Genomic DNA, 19,607 nt, shown 5'->3' with positions numbered 1-19,607 from the left:
TTACAGATAGATCTAATCTAAAGGTGGTCCACTTTGACCCGGCGAAGGTGGGTCACTTTCGTCCGGCCAGCTATGGTCACTTTAACCCAGCGAGGGTGGTATACTATGTCCGGCGTTTCCACCAAAGCACAGTCTTTTATTGTTCAGTAAAGTACTGGTGGAGACGAGCCTAAATGTAAGAATTTTCTAAAAAAGGAAAATGTGAATTTTTGTAAGGAATTTAAAAATGAGAAAGGGAATTAGTTCGAGGAAATTAGAATTATTGATTCTTAAATGAGTCTGAAGCAAAAAATTCTTTTAGGCTTATATTAACCATTCTGCAAAATTTACTGATTGTGTGTATTGAAACTCCTCGGTTGTCATTAACACTTTCCCACCTGTTTAAAGTTTGCCTTTCCAAATCATTGTTTTCTGCAAACCGTTTTTGATTAGGGTCAGCCTTTATGCGCAATTCCTTGATTCTATGCGCAATTTTATTATTCAATGCAATATCTTCTGGTTTTAGCTTACCCATATTGCAATTTTCATTTAATTGTAAAAAAATATGTAAGCCATTTGGATTACATTTTTATATTTCGTTATATTTGACTCTGAATACATACATTTGCGATTCTTCGTATAGACAATATTTGAAGCTTTCGCTTAGAGTCCTTAAATAGAAAACTGGTAATTTTTGCAACAGGACAATAAGCAGATGGCTCACGACCCGGGCGTGGGCTCTCTTATCGTTGCACGGTATCACCAGTACCTCTATTTAGATAAGTTGAGTCCCGCGCCTTTTTTTGGTGTAATGGTTCATTGCAACTTTTTCTTAGCGTTTGGTTTCTTTGGTCCTTTCGGGGTGTCGCCCAACCAATTGGGTTATGGGAAACATTTGGCAACTTTTTTCTGTGGGGTTCACACCTTGTTTTTGTTTCATTTTTGGGGCCTGTCACTCGGTGTTCGACATCCTTTTCAAGAAAAAGCCCAAGAATCCCGTATAACCAAGGACTAGAGTTATGGGTATTACGCTACTTAATTTTCGGTTTGCAATTACTCTTCTGACCCATAACTGACGCATACATTTTTCGGGCAACCGGCCCAATCACGAAATCATAGTCTTGTTCCATTAGGAATCCCATTTCCAAGAGCACTTGTTTCTTGGACAGGATGGCCTATGCCCGAACCTAAATGCCCTAAGGTAAGTTACGACATTGTCGGGACTTCGGGGGCAGTGCAAACAAAAAACCTCCGGACAGGGTAGCAATTGTCCAGAGGCAAGATTCAATTCTAACTAACGGTTAAAATCAAACAACTCAAAATTATGAAGATACAATGGATAAAAGCGAACAGATTTTCCCTGTTCCTAGCGATTAACATGCTGTTGGCCCTGTGGCCATCACAAACCTTGGAGGCCGCAATGGCCCCACCTCCCCAAGCTACTGTTGCCGGCACCGTAACTGACTCTGACGGAAACCCCTTGGTCGGGGTAAGTGTTCAGGTGGTGGATACTCAACGGGGCACTATCACCGATATCGATGGTTCCTTTACCATACAAGCCAATCCTGACGATACCTTGTACATTTCGATTATTGGTTTCAAACCACTGAGCGTTCCTATCAAAGGAAGAAAAACAGTTAACATCAAATTGGAGGAAGACGTCACCCAATTAGGGGAAGTAGTACTCAATGCGGGCTATTATACCGTTTCCGAACGGGAGCGTACGGGAAGCATCGAAAAGGTTTCCTCTGGGGACATCGAGAAACAGCCCGTTTCCAACCCCTTGGCAGCCCTACAAGGTAGGGTGTCCGGGGCATCTGTTGTCCAGACCTCGGGGCTTCCCGGCACCAATTTCAGCATCCAGATACGAGGACAGAACAGTATCCGTAGCGGGGGCAATGAACCCTTGTATGTGATAGATGGTGTTCCTTTTTCCTCATCAAGTCTGGGGGAACAGCAGGCATCAATACCCATACCCGGGCGAGGAGTGAGCCCTTTGAACAATATCAACCCCAATGATATCGAGAGCATCGAAATTCTAAAGGATGCGGATGCCACGGCCATATATGGGTCTCGTGGTGCCAACGGGGTGGTATTGATCACCACCAAAAAAGGTAGGGCAGGGGTTACCCAGGTAACGTTTAATGTTTCCACAGGTATGGGGTCGGTGTCCAATTATCTAGACCTTTTATCAACAGACGAGTACCTGGAAATGCGCAGGGAGGCCTATGCAAATGATGGCATCGAACCCATTCCTTCCAATGCCTATGATGTGAACGGAACGTGGGATCAAGATAGAAATACGGACTGGCAAAGGGAACTGTTTGGAAATACCTCGTATATGACCAACGTGCAAGGGTCGGTTTCGGGAGGTTCGGAGCAAACACAGTTTTTGCTCAATGGCAGCTATTTTGACCAAACTGACGTTTTCCCAGGGGATTTTGGGAACACCAAGGTTTCGGGGCTGGCCAATTTGAACCATCGCTCGGAGAACGGCCGATTATCCTTAAACCTATCGACCAATTTCATTTCAGAAGAAAACGATTTGCCAAACGGCAGTTCGCTGGTGGTGGAGGCCTTGTTATTGCCTCCAAATGCACCGTCCCTCTATGATGAAAATGGGGAACTGAACTGGGAGGACTCCACTTGGAACAACCCCCTGAGGCATTTGGAAAGCGAATACCGCTCGTCGGCCACCACATTGATCAGCAATGCTGGTATCACCTATCGTATAATGGATGGATTGGATTTCAGGACGAACCTGGGATATATCGAGAACCACCTATCGGAATTACGGACTGTTCCGTCCACTATTTACAATCCCGCTTTTGGGGTCGGGAGTGAGTTTTCGCTGGCCATACACAATACAGGAAAGAGATCCTCGTATATCGCGGAACCACAATTGCAGTGGAAACACCAATTCGGAAGTCTGCAACTGGATATATTGACAGGACTTTCCTTTCAAGAGCAAAGGAGTTCACGGGTATCACAACGTGCCACAGGTTTTAGTTCCAACAGTTTGATAGAAAGTTTGTCCGCGGCCTCTGACGTTTCCATTTTGGCGGACCTAGAACAAGAGTATCGCTATCATGCGGTCTTTGGCCGTTTGAATTTGAACTACAAGGGCCGTTATTTCTTGAATCTCACAGGGCGAAGGGATGGTTCCAGTCGATTTGGCCCGGAGAAGCGCTTCGCCAATTTTGGGGCCATAGGCGCAGCTTGGCTTTTCTCCGAGGAAGAGCTTTTTAAGAACGGCCAGTCATTTTTGAGCTTTGGGAAACTGAGAGCGAGCTATGGAACTTCTGGAAACGACCAGATAGGGGACTACCAATATCTGGACACCTATTCCTTTGGTGGTACCCAATACCAAAATAACCCCGTGCTGTTACCAACACGATTGTTCAATCCCAATTTCAGTTGGGAGAGCAATAAAAAATTGGAATTTGGATTGGAGCTGGGCTTTTGGAACGATCGTATTATGCTAAGTGGGAATTACTACCGCAACCGTTCCTCCAATCAGTTGGTGGGCATTCCCCTCCCCGGTACCACGGGTTTTTCCTCCATCAACGGGAATTTGAACGCAACGGTGGAGAACAAGGGACTTGAATTTGAGTGGCAATCGGTCAATATAAAAGGAAGGGATTTTCGTTGGACCACTTCCTTTAATCTGACCATCCCCAAAAACAGGCTCGTATCCTTTCCGAACCTGGAAGGTTCCACCTTTGCCAATAGCTTGGTCATCGGGGAACCACTCAATATCCTCAAACTGTACCGCAACCTCGGTGTGGACCCTGAAACCGGCATCCACGAATTTGAAGACTTCAACGGGGATGGGGCCATTGCATCCAATGACGACCGTGAGGTCATTCGCAACCTCGACCCAGAGTATTATGGCGGACTCAACAACAGTATCATGGTCGGGAAGTTCACCTTTGATGTGTTGTTTCAGTTCAGCAAGCAATTGGGCTGGAACTACTGGAGGGATGCCAGTATCCCGGGCAGTAGGAACAACCAACCGAGGGAAGTGATGAACCGATGGCAACAAGTCGGGGATGTTTCCGATGTCCAACGGTTTTCCATTGGCCAGTCCATTGACCCGTTGATCGGCCACTTCAATTACCAACAGAGCGATGGAGCGGTTTCAGATGCTTCCTTTATCCGATTGAAGACCCTTTCGGTCTCCTATGAAGTTTCCAATGTAAAGCAAAAGGGTTTTGGTTGCCAGGTTTTTCTAAGGGGCCAAAACCTTTGGACATGGACGGATTATTTGGGGCTTGACCCAGAGACGAGGAGCAATCAAACAGTACCTCCTTTGCGGATGGTAAGTATTGGCACACAACTAACCTTTTAATCAGAAAAAAATGAAAACACTTAATATTTCTTTTCGAAAAGTATTACAAGCAGGGTACTTGACCTTGGCACTTTTGTTCTTGGCCCTCGGCTCCTGTGAGGATTTTGTGGATGTTGATTTGCCCAAGGACCAAATAACTGGGGAAATCGTTTTCCAAGACCCTGCTACCGTTGAAGCGGCCCTAGGTCGCATCTATAGCCAATTGCGTGAAAACGCTTTTTCAACGGGGCGTAGTTCTGGTATCACCTATCTTATGGGACATTATGCCGATGAACTTACCCTGAATGCCATCGACCTCCCCAATGTACAAGTATATGCCAACAACAATGTTTTGCCCTCGGACAATACGGTCAAAGGGTATTGGGATACAGGGTATTCCATGATCTATGAGGCCAATAGGATCATGGAGGGGGTTGATGCATCCACAGAGCTTTCCATGGAAGAAAAATCCCAATTTATGGGAGAAGCGAAGTTCTTGAGAGCCTATGCTCACTTCTACCTGATGCATCTTTTTGGTCCTGTTCCCTATATCACGGGTACCGATTACAGGGTAAATTCAGAAATAGCTCGACTGGAAGTGGAACAGGTATATCAAAAACTGATTGAAGATCTCACATCGGCGAAGGAGTCCCTCCCTACACTGTCCGGTAATCCTGAGAAAGCAAGGGCAAACCATTGGGCGGCATCCGCACTATTGGCCCGGGTGTTCCTGTATCAAGGGGATAGTGAAAGCGCCTTGGCCGAAGCGGAATACGTAATCAATCAAAGCGGCTATTTCCTGGAAACCGATTTGGACAACGTGTTCCTGATCGGGAGTACGGAAACCCTCTGGCATTTGGATACGGAGCTTGAGGGCACCAATACCTATGAGGGATTCACGTTCAGGGTAGATATACCGAACCCCGATACGGTATTGTCCGAGACATTGATCAATAGTTTCGAAGCCGGGGATGCCCGATTTTCCTCGTGGATAAATGGAGTGGAGGATGCTGGGACAACCTGGTATTTTCCGTTCAAGTACAAACAGGCTTCCAATACCGAACAGACCTTGGAAAGATCGGTCATGTTGCGTCTTGCGGAAATTTACCTGATAGCGGCAGAGGCAGCCACCCAGACCGGGAATACAACCCAAGGCCTGATGTATCTGAACGCTATCCGGGAAAGGGCCGACCTCGCTCCCTTGGGGGCATCCGATGCCAATATACTACTAGAGGCCATCTGGGAGGAACGGCAACATGAACTTTTCACGGAACTCGGCCACCGATTTTTTGATTTGAAACGGACGGAAAGGGCGACCCAGGTACTACAGCCCATCAAACCGGATTGGCAAGCTACCGATGTCCTGCTGCCGTTGCCCGAATCCGAACTCTTGGCCAACCCAGAGCTGAAACCCCAGAATGATGGCTATTGATATGCATATAAAATATTGGCCTATAAAGGCTATGAAGAGTATGGGCTTACTCCCATTTTTGTTTTCATTGTTTTTTGAATTAGCGGCCTGTCCTGTCATGGGGCAGGCCAACAATGGCATCCATGCCCAATTGGAAAATAATCAGGTGTTTCTGGTAGTACCGACCGAACTGTTGGACGAGCCCCTGCTTTTTGTGCGCCATGGAACGGGGTATCAACAGGTTGTTTGGTCCAAACAGCGGGAGCATTTGATTTTAAAGGTTCCCCGAGTTCAGTCCTTGGTCGGCACAACGATTCCCGTCAACCAAGATTACAAAATCGAGGAATTGATTTTGGGACGTTTTCCCATTGTCGGTCAAGACCGTTTGGAAGATGGATATAGGGTAGATGCCACTGAGCTCTTTTTAAGTGCTCAGATCAAATGGTACCGGAATTTTGTGGAAGAGACGGCAGTGCCCGGAGCGGGCTTTGTGGAAAACGTTTTCAATCTGGAAGGAGAGACCATCGTACAGACCAAAAGAACCGTTGCTAGGAACGGCCATCGAAAGACCATCATTGCGGATTTCAGTTTTTTCCGTTTACCTGAGCCGATGAGACCCCGATTGTACGACTCACGTATGGGGTATTTTGTGGAGGATATCAAGGAGGGAGGCCATCTTTCGGGAAGCATTTCCCGTTGGCGCTTGACAAGAAGGGACAGCGCTTCCTATCCCAGCGACCCCATCAAGCCCATTACCTTTTATTTTGGACCCAAGGTGCCGGATACATGGAAGCCTTATATCACGTCAGGGATTATGGAATGGTTACCGGCCTTTGAAGCTGCTGGTTTCACCAACGCTATAGAAGTCAAGGAACTGGCAAAGGATGTCACGGAAGGTCCCAGGCACAGTATGGGACGTTCCATGATCCTTTGGGAGGCATATTCAGGTATCAGAGGAGCAGAGGACAGGGCCAGCTCTACAGTGGACACTTATGTTGATTTTCGAAGTGGGGAAATCCTCAAAGCCGATATCGTGCTGGCCAGTTCCTATCAAAGCCTTTCGGACAATTATTTCGTCCGATGTGCCCCATTGGATGATCGAGCACAACACTACCCATTTCCTGATGATCTGCTCGGCGAATTGATCCAATCCGTGACCGCGCACGAAGCTGGCCATGCCTTTGGATTGCGCGATGGGAATTTTGGGGAGTTTGCCTATCCTTTTGAAAAAATGCGTGATAAGGAATGGCTAAAAACTATGGGACATACCCCCAGTGCCATGACCTATGCACGGCATAATTTCATTGCACAACCTGAGGACAGTATTCCGCCATCACTCTTGATACAAAAAGTAGGACCTATGGATTCCCACCAGATCCAATGGGGCTATATGCCAATACCTGGTACCAATGGCCCATTTGAAGAACTTCCGGAACTGGAGCGTATCCTTTCGGTACAGGATACCGTGCCTTGGTATCGGTTCAACCTAGACCAGTACAAGCCAATAGGTCCTGGGAACACCAATGAGGTGGTTGACAATAACGATCCCATTCGGACAGCAACTCTGGGGCTAAAGAACTTGGAACGGGTCATGGAACTTTTGCCCCATGTATATGAGGGCAGGGGCAATTCGATGCATATGGAACGGTTATATGAAAAGTCACTGGAACTATGGTACCATGAAATGGCCTTTGTGATGTCGTTGATCGGGGGCTATGACATCCAACTTAAATCGGCGGCGCAAGAGGGTGGTGTTTACAAATCCGTTGACGGCAATGGTCAAATGGATGCTATGGTATTTTTAGGCGAACATGCCTTTGAAGTGCCGGATTGGTTGGCAGCACCTGAATTTTCAGATCGCCTATATCATACGACCAATGAGGATGTGCTGTTGGAAAAACAATTGACATTATTGTCCGAAACCCTCAATCCCTTTCGTATGAAACGGTTGGAGCAAACGGAAAGAAACACCCATAAAGGACTATCCAAGAGGCTCTTGGCGCAACTGCGAAGGGATTTGTTCAAGGAATTGAATGGGAATCGCCTCCCGATAGCTGAGCGAAGGCAAAAATTGCAAAGGGCCTATGTAAAGTCAATGGTCAGTGCGATTTTGGAAGAGCTCAGATACGATAGGCCCAACGCCAGGGAAAACACCTATCTGTACAGCGATTATTCAAAAAGTCTTTTTCTGGCAGAACTGGACGGGCTTCAAAAGCAGCTAATGAAAGCTTTAAAAAGAGTAGGGGATGAGATAACAAAGGCGCATCTAAAACTATGTCTACTAGAGATGGACAAAGCATTACGGGCCGAACATTAGGACCATAAACAATAAAGGAGCCGAATCGGCTCCTTTACTTACGGAATTAGTCCCTTCTCAACTGTGTGATACAGGAAGTTCCCTCCATTTTAAAAACAGGCTGTCCTTCGCTATAGCAAAGGTTTTCCCCTGTTTCGTTACAATCCACCAATTTTTGGTCACATGGGTTTGCAGGCGAATCATATACATACCCTACGATCAAGCTGTTTTCACCAACATGGGACTTTTCCATGGAGGTAAATGCACTTGCTGTAATGGCCAGTCCGATGGCCATGACCGGAATCAAAAATTTCAATTTACGTGTGTTCATATTTCAACGTATTTAAATTAACGACCTACTCTGTTAGGGGTTTTCGGTCTTATCCCCACTACTGGCCAGTAGATTTTTATTTTGTTTTGAATGATGGAGGTGCAAAGAATGCTGGGTTCAATTGATACACGGAAATCGTCTTGCCCATTAAGGCGACCAACCATTTGTCGTACAGATGGAATTTTTTGACACTACCGTTTTCTGTGTTATGGATATAAAAACTGAATTCATAGGTTTCCTTGCGCCAATTGTACACATCGATGATGGAGGCTTCTTGGAGCATATGTGCAGGTTCGTTCTTTCCCAAACGTGGTGAATGGACCAGGGCAAGGTCTCCATAAAATGCCGCGGTTTTATTTACCACCAATGGAGGAGCTTTCAGTTGGGATATATGGTCAATGCTGTCACTGGCGATATGGATTTGGGCCGTGGTGATGGTGTCGATGGTTTTCAGTCTTTTGATGAGATTCAGTTCCGTGTTCATAATGAGCAGTTCATTCCGGTACAGGTAGGCGTAGCCGAGGGTATTTGAGCCACCATCGAAGAATAAGGTGCCATCCGAGTCGAATATGCCGTCGATTTGTGGGGTCAACAAGTCTGGATTCAGTTCAAGCTGTGGCTTATCTTTTATTTTCAACAAACCGAGAACGGTCCTGTTGAGAGCTGTGCTAACAGTACTGAGATAGACCTTGTTGGAGTCAATGGGCACGGCTTTTAGAAAGTATCCAGCATTCTGTACCCAAAGTTTGGCCGTCCACTTTCCGATTTCTCCTCGGAGTATAAAGGGCGATGTGCCGTCCATGATAAAAAAGTAGGGCGGGTACAGGGCAGTACGAAGATTTCGGAAGGGGAGATTTTTGGTCTGGAAACCAATTTTCACATGGGATGTATCCTTGGTTACCAAGTTTATTTTGAGAAGATGTTTCGGGGCCGTATGGTTTCCCAAATAGAAATCATCCCCCTCAAACCCGGCAACATAGTATGAATTGAAACCCAAGTTAAGTTCATAAAGCCTATTGAGTGGATGTGGCGGATATCTTCGGGTAAAGGCATTGTTACGGTGCACGGCTTTTTCGGCGGTAAGAAAAACAATGACTACTAAACCAATTCCCAAACAAAGGGTTCCCATGAGTTTTATATAAACGGTGTTTATGGTCATGATAGATTGGATTTATTGACTGATCGGGATTCCAACTGTAGAATGGCAATGATGGCCAATGCTACAAAAAACAAATTGAATACCAGATGTTCCGTCCACCCCATGTTTTCCAGCACACCACCACAGGAACAGGGCACATAATCACTGAAATTGAGGACAATGACAATGTAGGTGGTAAACATGGTCATCAAGCCCAAAAATCCAAAGAGCGCCTTCTGTCGAGTGGTATCGATTAGCAATAGCACTGAAAGCGCATATTCCGTGAGTGGTACTGACCAAGCGACCCATTCCGCATATGCCGTCAATACAGGGGACTGTCCCAACTCTACCTTGAACTGTTGGAAATCCCAAAGTTTGCTTGTAGCGGCATAGATGAAGAGAATGGCGCAGAGTATACTGATCGCATAGGGGAGCCAAAACCATATTTTTTTTGAACGCTGCATATCATTTGGATTGATATGACAAAGTTCGGGAGTCTGATTTACTTGAAACGGAGCATTCCTTGATTCAAACGGAGTAATTTACACATTTTAAAGGGGTTACCCCCTTAATGCGGTTGGGGTTTTGCCGTATTTGTCCCGAAAGGCCCTGGAGAAATGGGCGGCGCTCTTGAAACCGTTCATATGGGCAATCTCCTTGAGGGAAAGGTTGCTGTGTTGGATCAGGGTCTTTGATTTTCTAAGACGTTCCTGGGTCAGGAAACGGAAGATGGTGGTGCCATAGATCTGTTTGAAACCATACTTCAGCTTGTATTCATTGGTCCCCATATGGAGGGCAAGGTCCTTGAGCAGGGGAAGATCCTTGTCCAAATTGTTGAGGATCGTGTCATGGACCTCCCGAATCATTTGGATGTCCTCGGGGGTCAAGGTGACCTTATGCTCCTTGATGCCCTTGGTCACTTTGAGTTTATTTTTGGGAAGTCCCGTTTCAAAGGGTTCCCCTTTGGAAAAGAAAACGGAGTTCAACACGATTTTCTGACCGCTACCATCCAAGGCCTGGTAGACCGATATTTGACAATCCTTGGCCAGCAAAAGACCATCGTTCGTAATAAATTCCAGGAACAGTACCGTTTCCGATCGGTCCCGTTTCAAATGTTTGATCATTTTTTTTGACCAAGTCCTTTGGGAGTTTTCGGTCATGAGTTCGGTGATTTGTTTTCCGATAAGGTCTTTGGGCATATAGGACAACAGGGAGCAGGTTCCGTTGGTGACCAATTCAATTTGACCTTTGGCGTCCAAGATCAGGGACAGTTGTATGATACATTGCGGAGTGTTGTGCGCATTGGCAAAACCCTGATGGATAAAGGCTGCCGCTATTTCCTCATTGACCATGTTCAGCATGACCACCAAAGAGGCGATATTGTCATTTTTATCGGAAGGCTCAAGGGAATAGAAGAAGTTGCCCTTGGCCATTTCCAGGAGCATCTTTTGGATGCGCTTTACCCTAAAATCATCAGTGTTCGGCATGGTTGTCAGTTTTTAAATAGTGGAACGTTTGGATGGTCGGTGATTTCATTGCTGGCCATGTTTCTTTAAAAAGGCCAGGGCCTCGGATTTTTTGGTAAAGGACCGGGTGGGGATCGTTTGTGCATGGGTGCCCAAGTATATGCTGCTGATCACATCCGTCACAGGGGGATCGATCAAAAAGGCCAAGGCGGTTATCCATTGTGACCCTTCCAAGGCCAAATAGTCCCGTGCCGGCTTATTGACCCTCCGTACCTCACGGATGTCGCAGAGCAGGGGCATTTCCCTTCCATTTTGTAGCTTCATCCTATCTTGGACAATGAGTTGGGCGGCCCTGAGGTCGATACATAGGTCTTTTTTATAAATGATGTGCATCAACGCTTCGGTCATCAGATAAACAGCGTATTTGTTTTCATGTGATCTTTTCATGTGGCAAAAACTGGTAAAAACCCTGAATTTACAAAAATACTTTTTTTGGTATCGTAACATGGGGAACACTGTGCCAAATTAAAGGTATTTGACTTGACTGAAACGGAATAATACTTGATTGAAACGGAGTAAATGATTTGAGCATACCATTTAATCTGACAATTGCCATTACTTTTTAGGACAATTTAAACCAAACGATATGGCAAAGATCAAACACCACAATTTTTTGAACACCGTCCATGAAGTGTTCACCGATGCAAAACAGGCCGGGGTGCTGCACCTCTATGCCGGGGGAGAATCCTTTTCGGGGCGTACCATCCGGGTGGGCGGTAAGGATATGTTCCATTTTGGGACCACAGGCTATTTGGGGCTGGAACAGGATGTCCGATTAAAAGAGGCCGCCAAGGAGGCCATTGATAAATACGGAACCCAGTTTCCACTTTCCAAGTCCTATATTTCCAATCCGCTTTACAAAGAGTTGGAAGATTATATCCGTGAAATGTACGGGCATCCCATTATCATCACCAAGAACAGCACCTTGGGCCATTTGGGGGTCATCCCCAGTGCCGTGGACGATGATGACGTGATCGTGCTGGACCATCAGGTCCACTGGAGCGTCCAGAACGCGGCCAAAATGCTCAAGACACGGAGCGTTCCCATCGAAATGATACGGCACAACAATTTGGAGATGCTGGAGGACAAGATCAAGAAGTACCGGAATTCCAAGCGGCACATCTGGTATATGGCCGATGGGATCTATTCCATGTACGGGGACTATGCCCCGGTAAAGGAGTTGATGGACCTGTCCGAAAAATATCCCCAATTGCATTTTTATTTTGATGATGTGCACGGGATGAGTTGGGTGGGGGAGAAGGGTACAGGTTATGTCTTGGACCAATTGGGGGAGTTGCCCGAGAATGTGCTCCTGTTCGGTACGTTGAGCAAGACCTTTGGGGCCAGCGGGGCCGTGTTGGCCTGTTCCAATGCCGGGATGTACGACAAGATCAAAACTTTTGGTGGTCCCCTGACCTTTTCGGCCCAATTGGAACCCGCTTCAGTCGGTGCGGCCATTGCATCGGCCAAGATCCATCTTTCCCCAGAGATATATGAGCTTCAGCAAGAATTGCGGGAACGTATCGATTATTTTAATGCATGCCTCTCCGCTACAGAGCTTCCCTTGATAGACCGGAACGAATCCCCGGTATTTTACATTGGGACGGGAATGCCCAAAACGGGCTATAATTTTGTCAACCGCCTGATGGGGGAGGGTTTTTATGTAAACCTGGGCATCTTTCCAGCGGTTCCGGTCAAGAACACCGGGGTTCGTATCACCATCTCAAGGCACAATGAAAAGGCCGAGATCAAAGGGCTGGCCGATGCCATGGCATACCATTTTCCGCTAGCTTTGGAAGAGACGGGGACGAACCCGGAAAGGGTGTTCCATGCCTTTACATTGGAACCCAAGACACGGGAGGAACGCAGACCATTGGGTGACCTGACTTTGGAGGCCAAGGAATCCATAAACCAGGTAGATAAGGAATCATGGAACCGTTGTTTGGGCGGACAGGGTGTTTATGATTGGGCTGGAATGAAATTCCTGGAGTCCGTGTTCCATGGCAATTCAAAAAAGGAACATAATTGGTCGTTTCGTTATGTGATCATAAGGGATGTCAAGGGAAATCCGGTATTGATGACCTATTTGACCTTTTCCCTTTGGAAGGACGATATGTTGGCCCCTTCCGAGGTGTCCCGATCCATTGAGGAGGAACGAAAGTCGGATTCCTATCATCTTTCGTCCATGATACTTTCCATGGGCAGTTTGTTCACTGAGGGAGACCATGTGTATTGGGACAGCGCGCATCCATTGGGCGAACGGGCGATGAACAATTTTTTGGAGTTTATGGAACAAGAGGAACGGAAGTTAGGGGCGAAAATGACCGTGCTTCGGGATTTTCCCAAGGAAAGCAATTGGAACAGTCATCTTTACGGACATGGCTTTCTCCGGGTGCAAATGCCCGATTCCTGTACCGTGGATCTACAGGAAACACCTTCCATAGAACAGTATATCGGAGCGCTATCGTCCAGGAACAGGAGGCATTTCAGGAAGGATATACAGCCCTATCTTGGCTTGGTCCATTGCAGGGCGGTTCCAAAACTATCTATTGTAGAGTTGGAACAGGCCAGAAAACTGTTCGGTGAAGTGCAGTCGCGCAATTTGGGGCTCAATACGTATTCCTTCCCCGATGCGCTTTTTGATCGGATGAACGAGAACCCTTTATGGGAATTCATTGTGATGTGCCCCACTGATGAACCGGATAGGGTAGTGGGCGTTATGTTCTGTTACACCAATACGAATCAGGTGTACGTCCCTGCCTTTGTCGGGATGGATTATGGTGCCTTGGAGCAATACGCCACGTACCGCCAATTGCTCTATCGCACCATTGAACGGGCCATAGCCCTTGGTATGCCAAGAGTTGATTTTGGAATGACCGCTGCCTTTGAGAAGCGGAAACTCGGTGCCATCATTCAGGAAAAATATGCGTATATCCAAACCCGTGATAACTTTATCTTGGAACTCTTGGGGGTCATGGAGGGACAGCAATAATGGAGCAGTGCCATGAAATACCAAAAGTTGTTATCAGAATTTGAGGGCCAGTTGGAGGCCTTGGAAAGTGGGAATGGCGACATCCTGTACAAAGCGGAGAAGGGCATTGTACTGGTGGAGAGGTGCATCCGAAAACTGCAAAAGCAGATTGTTGGCCAGGATTTTGAGACGCAGGCCGACGAGATTTATTTTTTTAAGCACGTAAAGCCCCAAATCTTTAGCAAGCTCATTTATTACATCCGCCTCTTCAGCATTGAGAGCAAACGCCCGCGGGGAAAGGATGTGGCCCAAGTAAAATACCTACAGCAACAAATCGATAAACTGCAGACCTTCTTCAACGACAACTTGGAATTCTATAACTATTACCGGCGCGGAGCTATGTCCATGGACGAGCAGTATTTTGTCCGGGGCAACCGGGACCTGCGCATGCCCTTGGAATCCTTCCACTTTTTGATCGATGACCAGTTCTCCACCTGTCAGGACGGCACGGTGGCCACCATCATGGCCTATGACATGCTCATCGTGTACCTGAGAAAGGAAGTGGACGACCTCAATAACAATATGGAACCTACAAAGAACACAGCAATGGAAAAACCATCAAAACTTTTTTGGACGGGGAGCAAGACCGATCTCATCGAGCTCCTTTATGCCCTACATACCAGCAAATGTATCAACGGCGGTACAGTGGACATCAAGGAAATGGCCTCCCATTTCGAATACTTCTACAATGTCGACCTGGGCAATTATTACCACACTTTTATCGATATCCGTTCCCGTAAGAGCAGCCGGACACGCTTCTTGGATAGGCTCATCGAGATGCTCAACCAGCGGATGGAATCCCTGGAAGAATAGCTCCCTAATTTTTCCCAAGTTGGTACCAACTTGGGAATTTTGGTTTTCAGGGGTTTTGGCAGCCCTTTTTTGCGATTTTGAAGATTTTTTGGACCTCCCAAAACTCCAAATGACGATAAATCGATACAAATCTTATGATAAAAAAATCTTTCCCAAGTTGGTACCAACTTGGGAATTTTTTCCAAAAAGCTTTTTCAGTTTTGTGATCGAACCCGGATAAAAGGCGTAGGGCTGAACAGGTCCATTGTCTATCCCTAAAACCACAAGATTATGGCGGCAACGATCATTACCACGGAAGACCTGATGGAGTTCAAAGAGGATCTCTTGGAGGAGTTTAAGAAACTGATGGTGGAACACACCCATCCAAAACCCAAAAACTGGCTACGATCAAGCGATATCCGAAAACGATTCGAGATAAGTCCAAGTACCCTGCACAGTCTGCGCAGCAGGAATATCATTCCCAGCTACAAAGTAGGGGGACTTGTTTTTTATGACGCAGAGGAAATCGACCAAATTATTCTGGACAACAAGGTGGAACCCATGGACGGTACGGTATGAACTATATCAAGCACCTTAATGCGGCCTTAGTGGAAATCTATGGGGACGAGCGATTAGGCCCAGGCCATATCAGCCTCTACCTGGCCCTGTTCTTTTATTGGAATATGTATCGGTTTCCCGAAGAATTTCCGGTCAATCGCAGGGAACTGATGAAGATGGCCAAGATCGGTTCCAAGTCCACTTATCATCGCCTTATGAAACAGCTGGATAACATGGGCTATATCAACTATTCCCCTTCCAATAGTCCGGCACGTTCGAGTAAGGTTGGACTGTCCCAAAATTGGGACAAGAGCGGTACGATCATGGAACGGAGCCGTTCCATTTTTAGGACCTACTGTCCCACCAGTGTACCAGACACCTTTTATAAGAAAACAAAACAAACGCACAAACGCTCTTTGGGAGCACAGCCCAGAAGCCAATTGGAAGTCCTCAATTTTTTTAAGGAAAATGGATGTGGCAAAGAAGAGGCCCAACGGTTCTTCAACCACTATCAAGCCATTGGATGGAAGATTGGTGGCAAAATCTCTATTGTGGATTGGAAGGCAGCGGCGCAGAATTGGATGCTGAAGGCCGATGAAATAAAAAAAGCAAACGTCACCTCCAAAATCCTGTCCAGAAACCGAGATCCTTTGATGGTCGAAACACAAAAAGACTATGGGCAACCCCTCTAAGATAACGGAAGGCGGTGTGGTCTATTCCCTGGGAGAATTCGATGGGAAGCAGGTCGAATATGATTTCTCCAAGGTGCTGACCTATATGGATGCCAAGGGGAAACTTCTGTTTGGACGCAATTTTAGGCTCTATCCCGAGGATCATGAAGTCCTGTTGAAGCTGTGCAATTACATGGTCCGGGACCAGGACAGTTGTCAAGAACTGGGCATTGATCCCGATAAGGGCATCCTGCTTTCCGGTCCGGTGGGCTGTGGCAAGACCACCCTGATGAAACTGATCAGGCATATCACGCCGCACTATAGGCCCTATGAGGTCATACCGGCCAGGAACATTGTGTTCGGGTTCAACCATGTCGGCCATCGCATCATCGAAGACTATGGCAACGGCCGGTATTTCTGTTTTGATGATATCGGGGTGGAACAAATGGGGCGACATTTTGGGAAGGATTGCAATGTCATCGGGGAAATACTACTGTCCCGGCATGAGCTGTTCCTGGAATCGGGACTCCGCACCCATGCCACCACGAACCTCAATGCCGAGGAACTGGAGGAACGCTATGGCAAGCGGGTACGGAGCCGTATGCGGGAACTGTTCAACTTGGTGGCCTTTGACCAAAATGCCCAGGACAAACGGGGAACAAAAAACACTGAAAAAAATAAAATCAAAAATCGACAATCATGAGAATAGCAACAATGAACATCCAAAACCTTTTTCACAGAGACCTCTCCTTTTTACGGCAAAATGCTTCCAAGAACCTTCAGGATTGGATGGAGGAATTTCAGTCCCTTTTGAAAAACCCCAACAAACAGCACCAAGAATTGGGACGTATGCGGGAATTGGCCTTTTTGATGGGTTTTAGCCCACAGGCCACCGAACCCTTTTTAACCCTACGAAGAAAAGGGGGACACCTTTACGTAAAACCTTTGGGCGGGGAACGTCAGACCAAGGCCACAGAGCGGGTCGGATGGAACGGTTGGGTGGAACTCAGAAGTTATCCCTTGGATGAGAAACACCGAAATGCCAAAGTGGAGTGCATAGCGAAGGCCGATCCGGATATTTTGGTATTGCAGGAAGTGGAGGACAGAGCATCCTTATCGGATTTCAACAGGGATTATTTGGGACCGAAATTGGGAGGTGCCTTTGAGCAGTGGCTGTTCACGGAAGGCAACGACAATCGGGGATTGGGCCATGCCATCCTGACCAGGAACGGCTACCGAATCGTCGGGTTTCAACCCCATGCCCATGAACGGGACCAAGAAGGTAATGACCTTTTTGAAATGGACTGTCCAGAATATACCGTAGTGACTCCGACCGGGGATGAGCTGACCATCATCAGTACACGATGCTCGGAGGATAGCAGAGATGTGGACTACAGTGCGAAGCGTAAGGAACAGGCCAGGCGGCTAGACTCATACTGCAATCGTTTATTCGGTCAGGGCAAGGATTGGATTGTGATATGCGGAACCTTGGGTGAGGTTTCGTATGGAAATAGCCTAAGGCCCTTATTGTCGGACAGGAAGGTTAGGGACATTACGGAGCATACAGTTTTTGAAGTAATCGGCGATAATGAGTATAAGGGGTTTTCCAATAATGAATCACACTCAGGGTGGTTGGCCAAACATGATTATCTATTGAGCTCTTCAGTATTGTATGACCGCATAAACAGATGCGGGGTTTACTTTCCAAGGGTAGCACAAAAGACCCCTATTTCTAAGTTGGCCCCTTTCAAAATCAATGTAATGGATAAACCCATATTAGCACCTCCGCTGTTATGGGGTGACTATGAAGGGGTATGAGCTACATAGAAAATAGTTGAAAGATCAACTCTTACTGCCTTGTTGACGAATCCACGGTTTGTTATTCTATTTCTGATTCTAAAAAATGACATAATAGAATTTAATCAAAAAATGTCGCTTATATACAACAAAAATGATATATTTGTCGTTAATAGGCGACGTTATGAATTCTAAAAAAGCAATCCTTCTTCCTAAATATCAAAAGATATTCGATGGGATAGGGGAAAATATCAAACTTGCGCGAAAGCGAAGAAAATTGACTGCCGAACAGGTTGCGGAACGTGCCGGTATTCATCGCGCTACTTTGCATCGTGTTGAGAAAGGCGACCCCACTGTCGCAATAGGTATCTATTTCAACGTTCTTAAGGTGTTAAATCTCGAAAGTGATTTTTCAAAAATAGCAGAGGATGATGAATTCGGTCGTAAACTACAAGATTTGGATTTACTTTAGGTAATGGCTCAGGGAAAATTTGATATTTACGTTTATGCCGATTGGATAGGATTAAATGGTCCTGTTGAAATCGGTGTCCTATCGGCTCATTTTGCAAAAGCCAAAAAAGCGTTCAGTTTTGCCTATAACAAAGAATGGTTGGAAAAGGGTTTGTACCAATTACTGGACCCAGATATTGAATTTTATTCAGGACCTCAATTTCCAGCAGATAAGGAAAACTTTGGGATATTCTTGGACAGCATGCCAGATACTTGGGGAAAGACCTTGATGAAACGTCGCGAAGCCCAGGATGCCAGAGCTCGGAACGAGAAGGCAAAAACACTTTATGAAATAGATTACCTTCTTGGTGTATATGACGAAAGCCGAATGGGGGCGTTACGCTTTAAGACCGATCGGGATGGTCCATTTTTAGACAATGATGACCAAAACCCAACACCACCTTGGTCCTCCCTTGGTGATTTACAGGAAGCGGTTAATCAATTGGAAAGTGATACGCAAAACGACGCCATACGCCAATGGATAGCTGTACTTATTGCACCAGGCTCTTCCTTGGGTGGTGCACGGCCCAAAGCGAATATATTGGATACTAATAAGAACCTATGGATTGCCAAGTTTCCTTCAAAAACAGATACGGTAGATAAGGCTGCTTGGGAATTTCTTACGTATAAACTTGCAACCGCCTGCGGTATCGAAATGGCAGAATCAAGATTAGAAAAGATAGCTGGCCAATATCATACCTTTCTTACCAAAAGATTTGACCGTGAAAATGGTGGTCGCATCCATTTTGCATCTGCTATGACGATGACCGGAAACACGGAGGAGACCTTAAAGTCTTTCTCTCCGAGCTATTTGGATATCGTCGATGTGATTGAAAATTACGGAACCAATGTAGAGGAAAATTTACATCAGCTATGGCGAAGGATTATTTTTAATATTGCCGTTTCAAATACGGACGACCATCTGCGGAACCACGGTTTTATTCTAAATGAAAAAGGTTGGGAACTGTCGCCAGCTTATGATCTGAACCCTTCCATTGAAAAGGACGGATTGGCATTAAATATTGATATGGATGATAATGCCCTTGACTTTGAACTTGCAAAAAGTGTTGGGGAATATTTCCGCTTAAGTGATGATGAAATGGATGCTATTACCAATAAGGTAATACGAGTGGTCAAGGATTGGAAATCTGTCGCCAAACAAATAGGTATTTCCAGTAAGGAACAACTTTTAATGCAGCCCGCTTTTAAAACTGAAATTTAAAATGGATTACACAAA

General features: G+C 46.2%; 17 protein-coding genes. 11 read left to right on the top strand and 6 right to left on the bottom strand.

Going from position 1 to position 19,607, the window contains the following annotated elements; genetic code table 11:
• Positions 1-259 precede the first annotated feature (259 nt).
• Positions 260-514 (bottom strand): helix-turn-helix transcriptional regulator, encoded by a 255-nt coding sequence (locus J0656_RS18040; RefSeq protein WP_207036382.1) that lies wholly within the window; start codon positions 512-514, stop codon positions 260-262.
• A gap of 789 nt (positions 515-1,303) precedes the next feature.
• Here J0656_RS18040 and J0656_RS18035 point away from each other — a divergent pair.
• The 3 genes from J0656_RS18035 to J0656_RS18025 are packed head-to-tail and all read left to right on the top strand — an operon-like array spanning position 1,304 to position 8,037.
• Positions 1,304-4,330: a SusC/RagA family TonB-linked outer membrane protein gene (locus tag J0656_RS18035; RefSeq protein WP_207036380.1), complete on the top strand. Its 3,027-nt coding sequence runs from the start codon at positions 1,304-1,306 to the stop codon at positions 4,328-4,330.
• A 10-nt stretch (positions 4,331-4,340) separates the two neighbouring features.
• Positions 4,341-5,741, top strand: a complete 1,401-nt coding sequence (locus J0656_RS18030; protein WP_207036378.1) for a RagB/SusD family nutrient uptake outer membrane protein — start codon at positions 4,341-4,343, stop codon at positions 5,739-5,741.
• Positions 5,728-8,037, top strand: coding sequence for a zinc-dependent metalloprotease (locus J0656_RS18025; protein ID WP_207036376.1), 2,310 nt, complete (start codon positions 5,728-5,730; stop codon positions 8,035-8,037). Before J0656_RS18030 ends, J0656_RS18025 begins: the two co-directional genes overlap by 14 nt.
• Before the next feature lie 46 nt (positions 8,038-8,083).
• Here the strand turns inward: J0656_RS18025 and J0656_RS18020 are convergent, their stop codons facing one another.
• From J0656_RS18020 to J0656_RS18000, 5 genes are all read right to left on the bottom strand, one after another.
• Positions 8,084-8,347 (bottom strand): DUF6520 family protein, encoded by a 264-nt coding sequence (locus J0656_RS18020; RefSeq protein ID WP_207036374.1) that lies wholly within the window; start codon positions 8,345-8,347, stop codon positions 8,084-8,086.
• A 76-nt stretch (positions 8,348-8,423) separates the two neighbouring features.
• Positions 8,424-9,506, bottom strand: coding sequence for a hypothetical protein (locus J0656_RS18015; protein WP_207036372.1), 1,083 nt, complete (start codon positions 9,504-9,506; stop codon positions 8,424-8,426).
• Positions 9,503-9,949 carry a MauE/DoxX family redox-associated membrane protein gene (locus J0656_RS18010; protein WP_207036363.1) on the bottom strand — a complete coding sequence of 149 codons (447 nt, stop codon included), beginning with the start codon at positions 9,947-9,949 and terminating at the stop codon, positions 9,503-9,505. Before J0656_RS18010 ends, J0656_RS18015 begins: the two co-directional genes overlap by 4 nt.
• A gap of 96 nt (positions 9,950-10,045) precedes the next feature.
• Entirely contained in the window at positions 10,046-10,972 is a 927-nt protein-coding gene (locus J0656_RS18005) for a helix-turn-helix domain-containing protein (RefSeq protein ID WP_207036361.1), read from the bottom strand.
• 45 nt (positions 10,973-11,017) lie between these two features.
• Positions 11,018-11,398 carry a DUF7793 family protein gene (locus J0656_RS18000; protein WP_207036359.1) on the bottom strand — a complete coding sequence of 127 codons (381 nt, stop codon included), beginning with the start codon at positions 11,396-11,398 and terminating at the stop codon, positions 11,018-11,020.
• Between the two features lie 199 nt (positions 11,399-11,597).
• Here J0656_RS18000 and J0656_RS17995 point away from each other — a divergent pair, with 199 nt between their 5' ends.
• The 8 genes from J0656_RS17995 to J0656_RS17960 all read left to right on the top strand — a co-directional run bounded on the left by J0656_RS17995 (position 11,598) and on the right by J0656_RS17960 (position 19,592).
• Positions 11,598-14,003 (top strand): aminotransferase class I/II-fold pyridoxal phosphate-dependent enzyme, encoded by a 2,406-nt coding sequence (locus tag J0656_RS17995; RefSeq protein ID WP_207036357.1) that lies wholly within the window; start codon positions 11,598-11,600, stop codon positions 14,001-14,003.
• 12 nt (positions 14,004-14,015) lie between these two features.
• Positions 14,016-14,855 carry an RteC domain-containing protein gene (locus tag J0656_RS17990; RefSeq protein ID WP_207036355.1) on the top strand — a complete coding sequence of 280 codons (840 nt, stop codon included), beginning with the start codon at positions 14,016-14,018 and terminating at the stop codon, positions 14,853-14,855.
• 270 nt (positions 14,856-15,125) lie between these two features.
• On the top strand, positions 15,126-15,413 hold the full coding sequence (locus tag J0656_RS17985; protein WP_207036353.1) for a helix-turn-helix domain-containing protein: 288 nt from the start codon (positions 15,126-15,128) through the stop codon (positions 15,411-15,413).
• Positions 15,410-16,084 (top strand): hypothetical protein, encoded by a 675-nt coding sequence (locus J0656_RS17980; RefSeq protein WP_207036351.1) that lies wholly within the window; start codon positions 15,410-15,412, stop codon positions 16,082-16,084. The genes J0656_RS17985 and J0656_RS17980 overlap by 4 nt, the downstream gene beginning before the upstream one ends.
• Positions 16,068-16,766: a P-loop NTPase family protein gene (locus J0656_RS17975; RefSeq protein WP_207036348.1), complete on the top strand. Its 699-nt coding sequence runs from the start codon at positions 16,068-16,070 to the stop codon at positions 16,764-16,766. The genes J0656_RS17980 and J0656_RS17975 overlap by 17 nt, the downstream gene beginning before the upstream one ends.
• Positions 16,763-17,881 carry an exonuclease/endonuclease/phosphatase family protein gene (locus J0656_RS17970; RefSeq protein WP_207036346.1) on the top strand — a complete coding sequence of 373 codons (1,119 nt, stop codon included), beginning with the start codon at positions 16,763-16,765 and terminating at the stop codon, positions 17,879-17,881. The genes J0656_RS17975 and J0656_RS17970 overlap by 4 nt, the downstream gene beginning before the upstream one ends.
• Before the next feature lie 163 nt (positions 17,882-18,044).
• The gene (locus tag J0656_RS17965) at positions 18,045-18,332 is read left to right on the top strand and encodes a helix-turn-helix domain-containing protein (protein WP_119606336.1); all 288 of its coding nucleotides are present in this window, start codon (positions 18,045-18,047) and stop codon (positions 18,330-18,332) included.
• 3 nt (positions 18,333-18,335) lie between these two features.
• Complete coding sequence (locus J0656_RS17960; protein WP_207036343.1) at positions 18,336-19,592, top strand: type II toxin-antitoxin system HipA family toxin; 1,257 nt, start codon at positions 18,336-18,338, stop codon at positions 19,590-19,592.
• Positions 19,593-19,607: the final 15 nt, after the last annotated feature.

The organism is Flagellimonas aurea (assembly GCF_017313785.1).
In the GTDB taxonomy this organism is placed as follows: Bacteria; Bacteroidota; Bacteroidia; order Flavobacteriales; family Flavobacteriaceae; genus Flagellimonas; species Flagellimonas aurea.
This window is presented reverse-complemented; position numbering and strand designations above follow the sequence as displayed.

Excerpts from the sequence above, each read along its gene's own strand:
- J0656_RS18040 (WP_207036382.1), bottom strand. The coding sequence starts at position 514 with ATGGGTAAGCTAAAACCAGAAGATATTGCATTGAATAATAAAATTGCG.
- J0656_RS18035 (WP_207036380.1), top strand. The coding sequence starts at position 1,304 with ATGAAGATACAATGGATAAAAGCGAACAGATTTTCCCTGTTCCTAGCG.
- J0656_RS18030 (WP_207036378.1), top strand. The coding sequence starts at position 4,341 with ATGAAAACACTTAATATTTCTTTTCGAAAAGTATTACAAGCAGGGTAC.
- J0656_RS18025 (WP_207036376.1), top strand. The coding sequence starts at position 5,728 with ATGATGGCTATTGATATGCATATAAAATATTGGCCTATAAAGGCTATG.
- J0656_RS18020 (WP_207036374.1), bottom strand. The coding sequence starts at position 8,347 with ATGAACACACGTAAATTGAAATTTTTGATTCCGGTCATGGCCATCGGA.
- J0656_RS18015 (WP_207036372.1), bottom strand. The coding sequence starts at position 9,506 with ATGACCATAAACACCGTTTATATAAAACTCATGGGAACCCTTTGTTTG.
- J0656_RS18010 (WP_207036363.1), bottom strand. The coding sequence starts at position 9,949 with ATGCAGCGTTCAAAAAAAATATGGTTTTGGCTCCCCTATGCGATCAGT.
- J0656_RS18005 (WP_207036361.1), bottom strand. The coding sequence starts at position 10,972 with ATGCCGAACACTGATGATTTTAGGGTAAAGCGCATCCAAAAGATGCTC.
- J0656_RS18000 (WP_207036359.1), bottom strand. The coding sequence starts at position 11,398 with ATGAAAAGATCACATGAAAACAAATACGCTGTTTATCTGATGACCGAA.
- J0656_RS17995 (WP_207036357.1), top strand. The coding sequence starts at position 11,598 with ATGGCAAAGATCAAACACCACAATTTTTTGAACACCGTCCATGAAGTG.
- J0656_RS17990 (WP_207036355.1), top strand. The coding sequence starts at position 14,016 with ATGAAATACCAAAAGTTGTTATCAGAATTTGAGGGCCAGTTGGAGGCC.
- J0656_RS17985 (WP_207036353.1), top strand. The coding sequence starts at position 15,126 with ATGGCGGCAACGATCATTACCACGGAAGACCTGATGGAGTTCAAAGAG.
- J0656_RS17980 (WP_207036351.1), top strand. The coding sequence starts at position 15,410 with ATGAACTATATCAAGCACCTTAATGCGGCCTTAGTGGAAATCTATGGG.
- J0656_RS17975 (WP_207036348.1), top strand. The coding sequence starts at position 16,068 with ATGGGCAACCCCTCTAAGATAACGGAAGGCGGTGTGGTCTATTCCCTG.
- J0656_RS17970 (WP_207036346.1), top strand. The coding sequence starts at position 16,763 with ATGAGAATAGCAACAATGAACATCCAAAACCTTTTTCACAGAGACCTC.
- J0656_RS17965 (WP_119606336.1), top strand. The coding sequence starts at position 18,045 with ATGAATTCTAAAAAAGCAATCCTTCTTCCTAAATATCAAAAGATATTC.
- J0656_RS17960 (WP_207036343.1), top strand. The coding sequence starts at position 18,336 with ATGGCTCAGGGAAAATTTGATATTTACGTTTATGCCGATTGGATAGGA.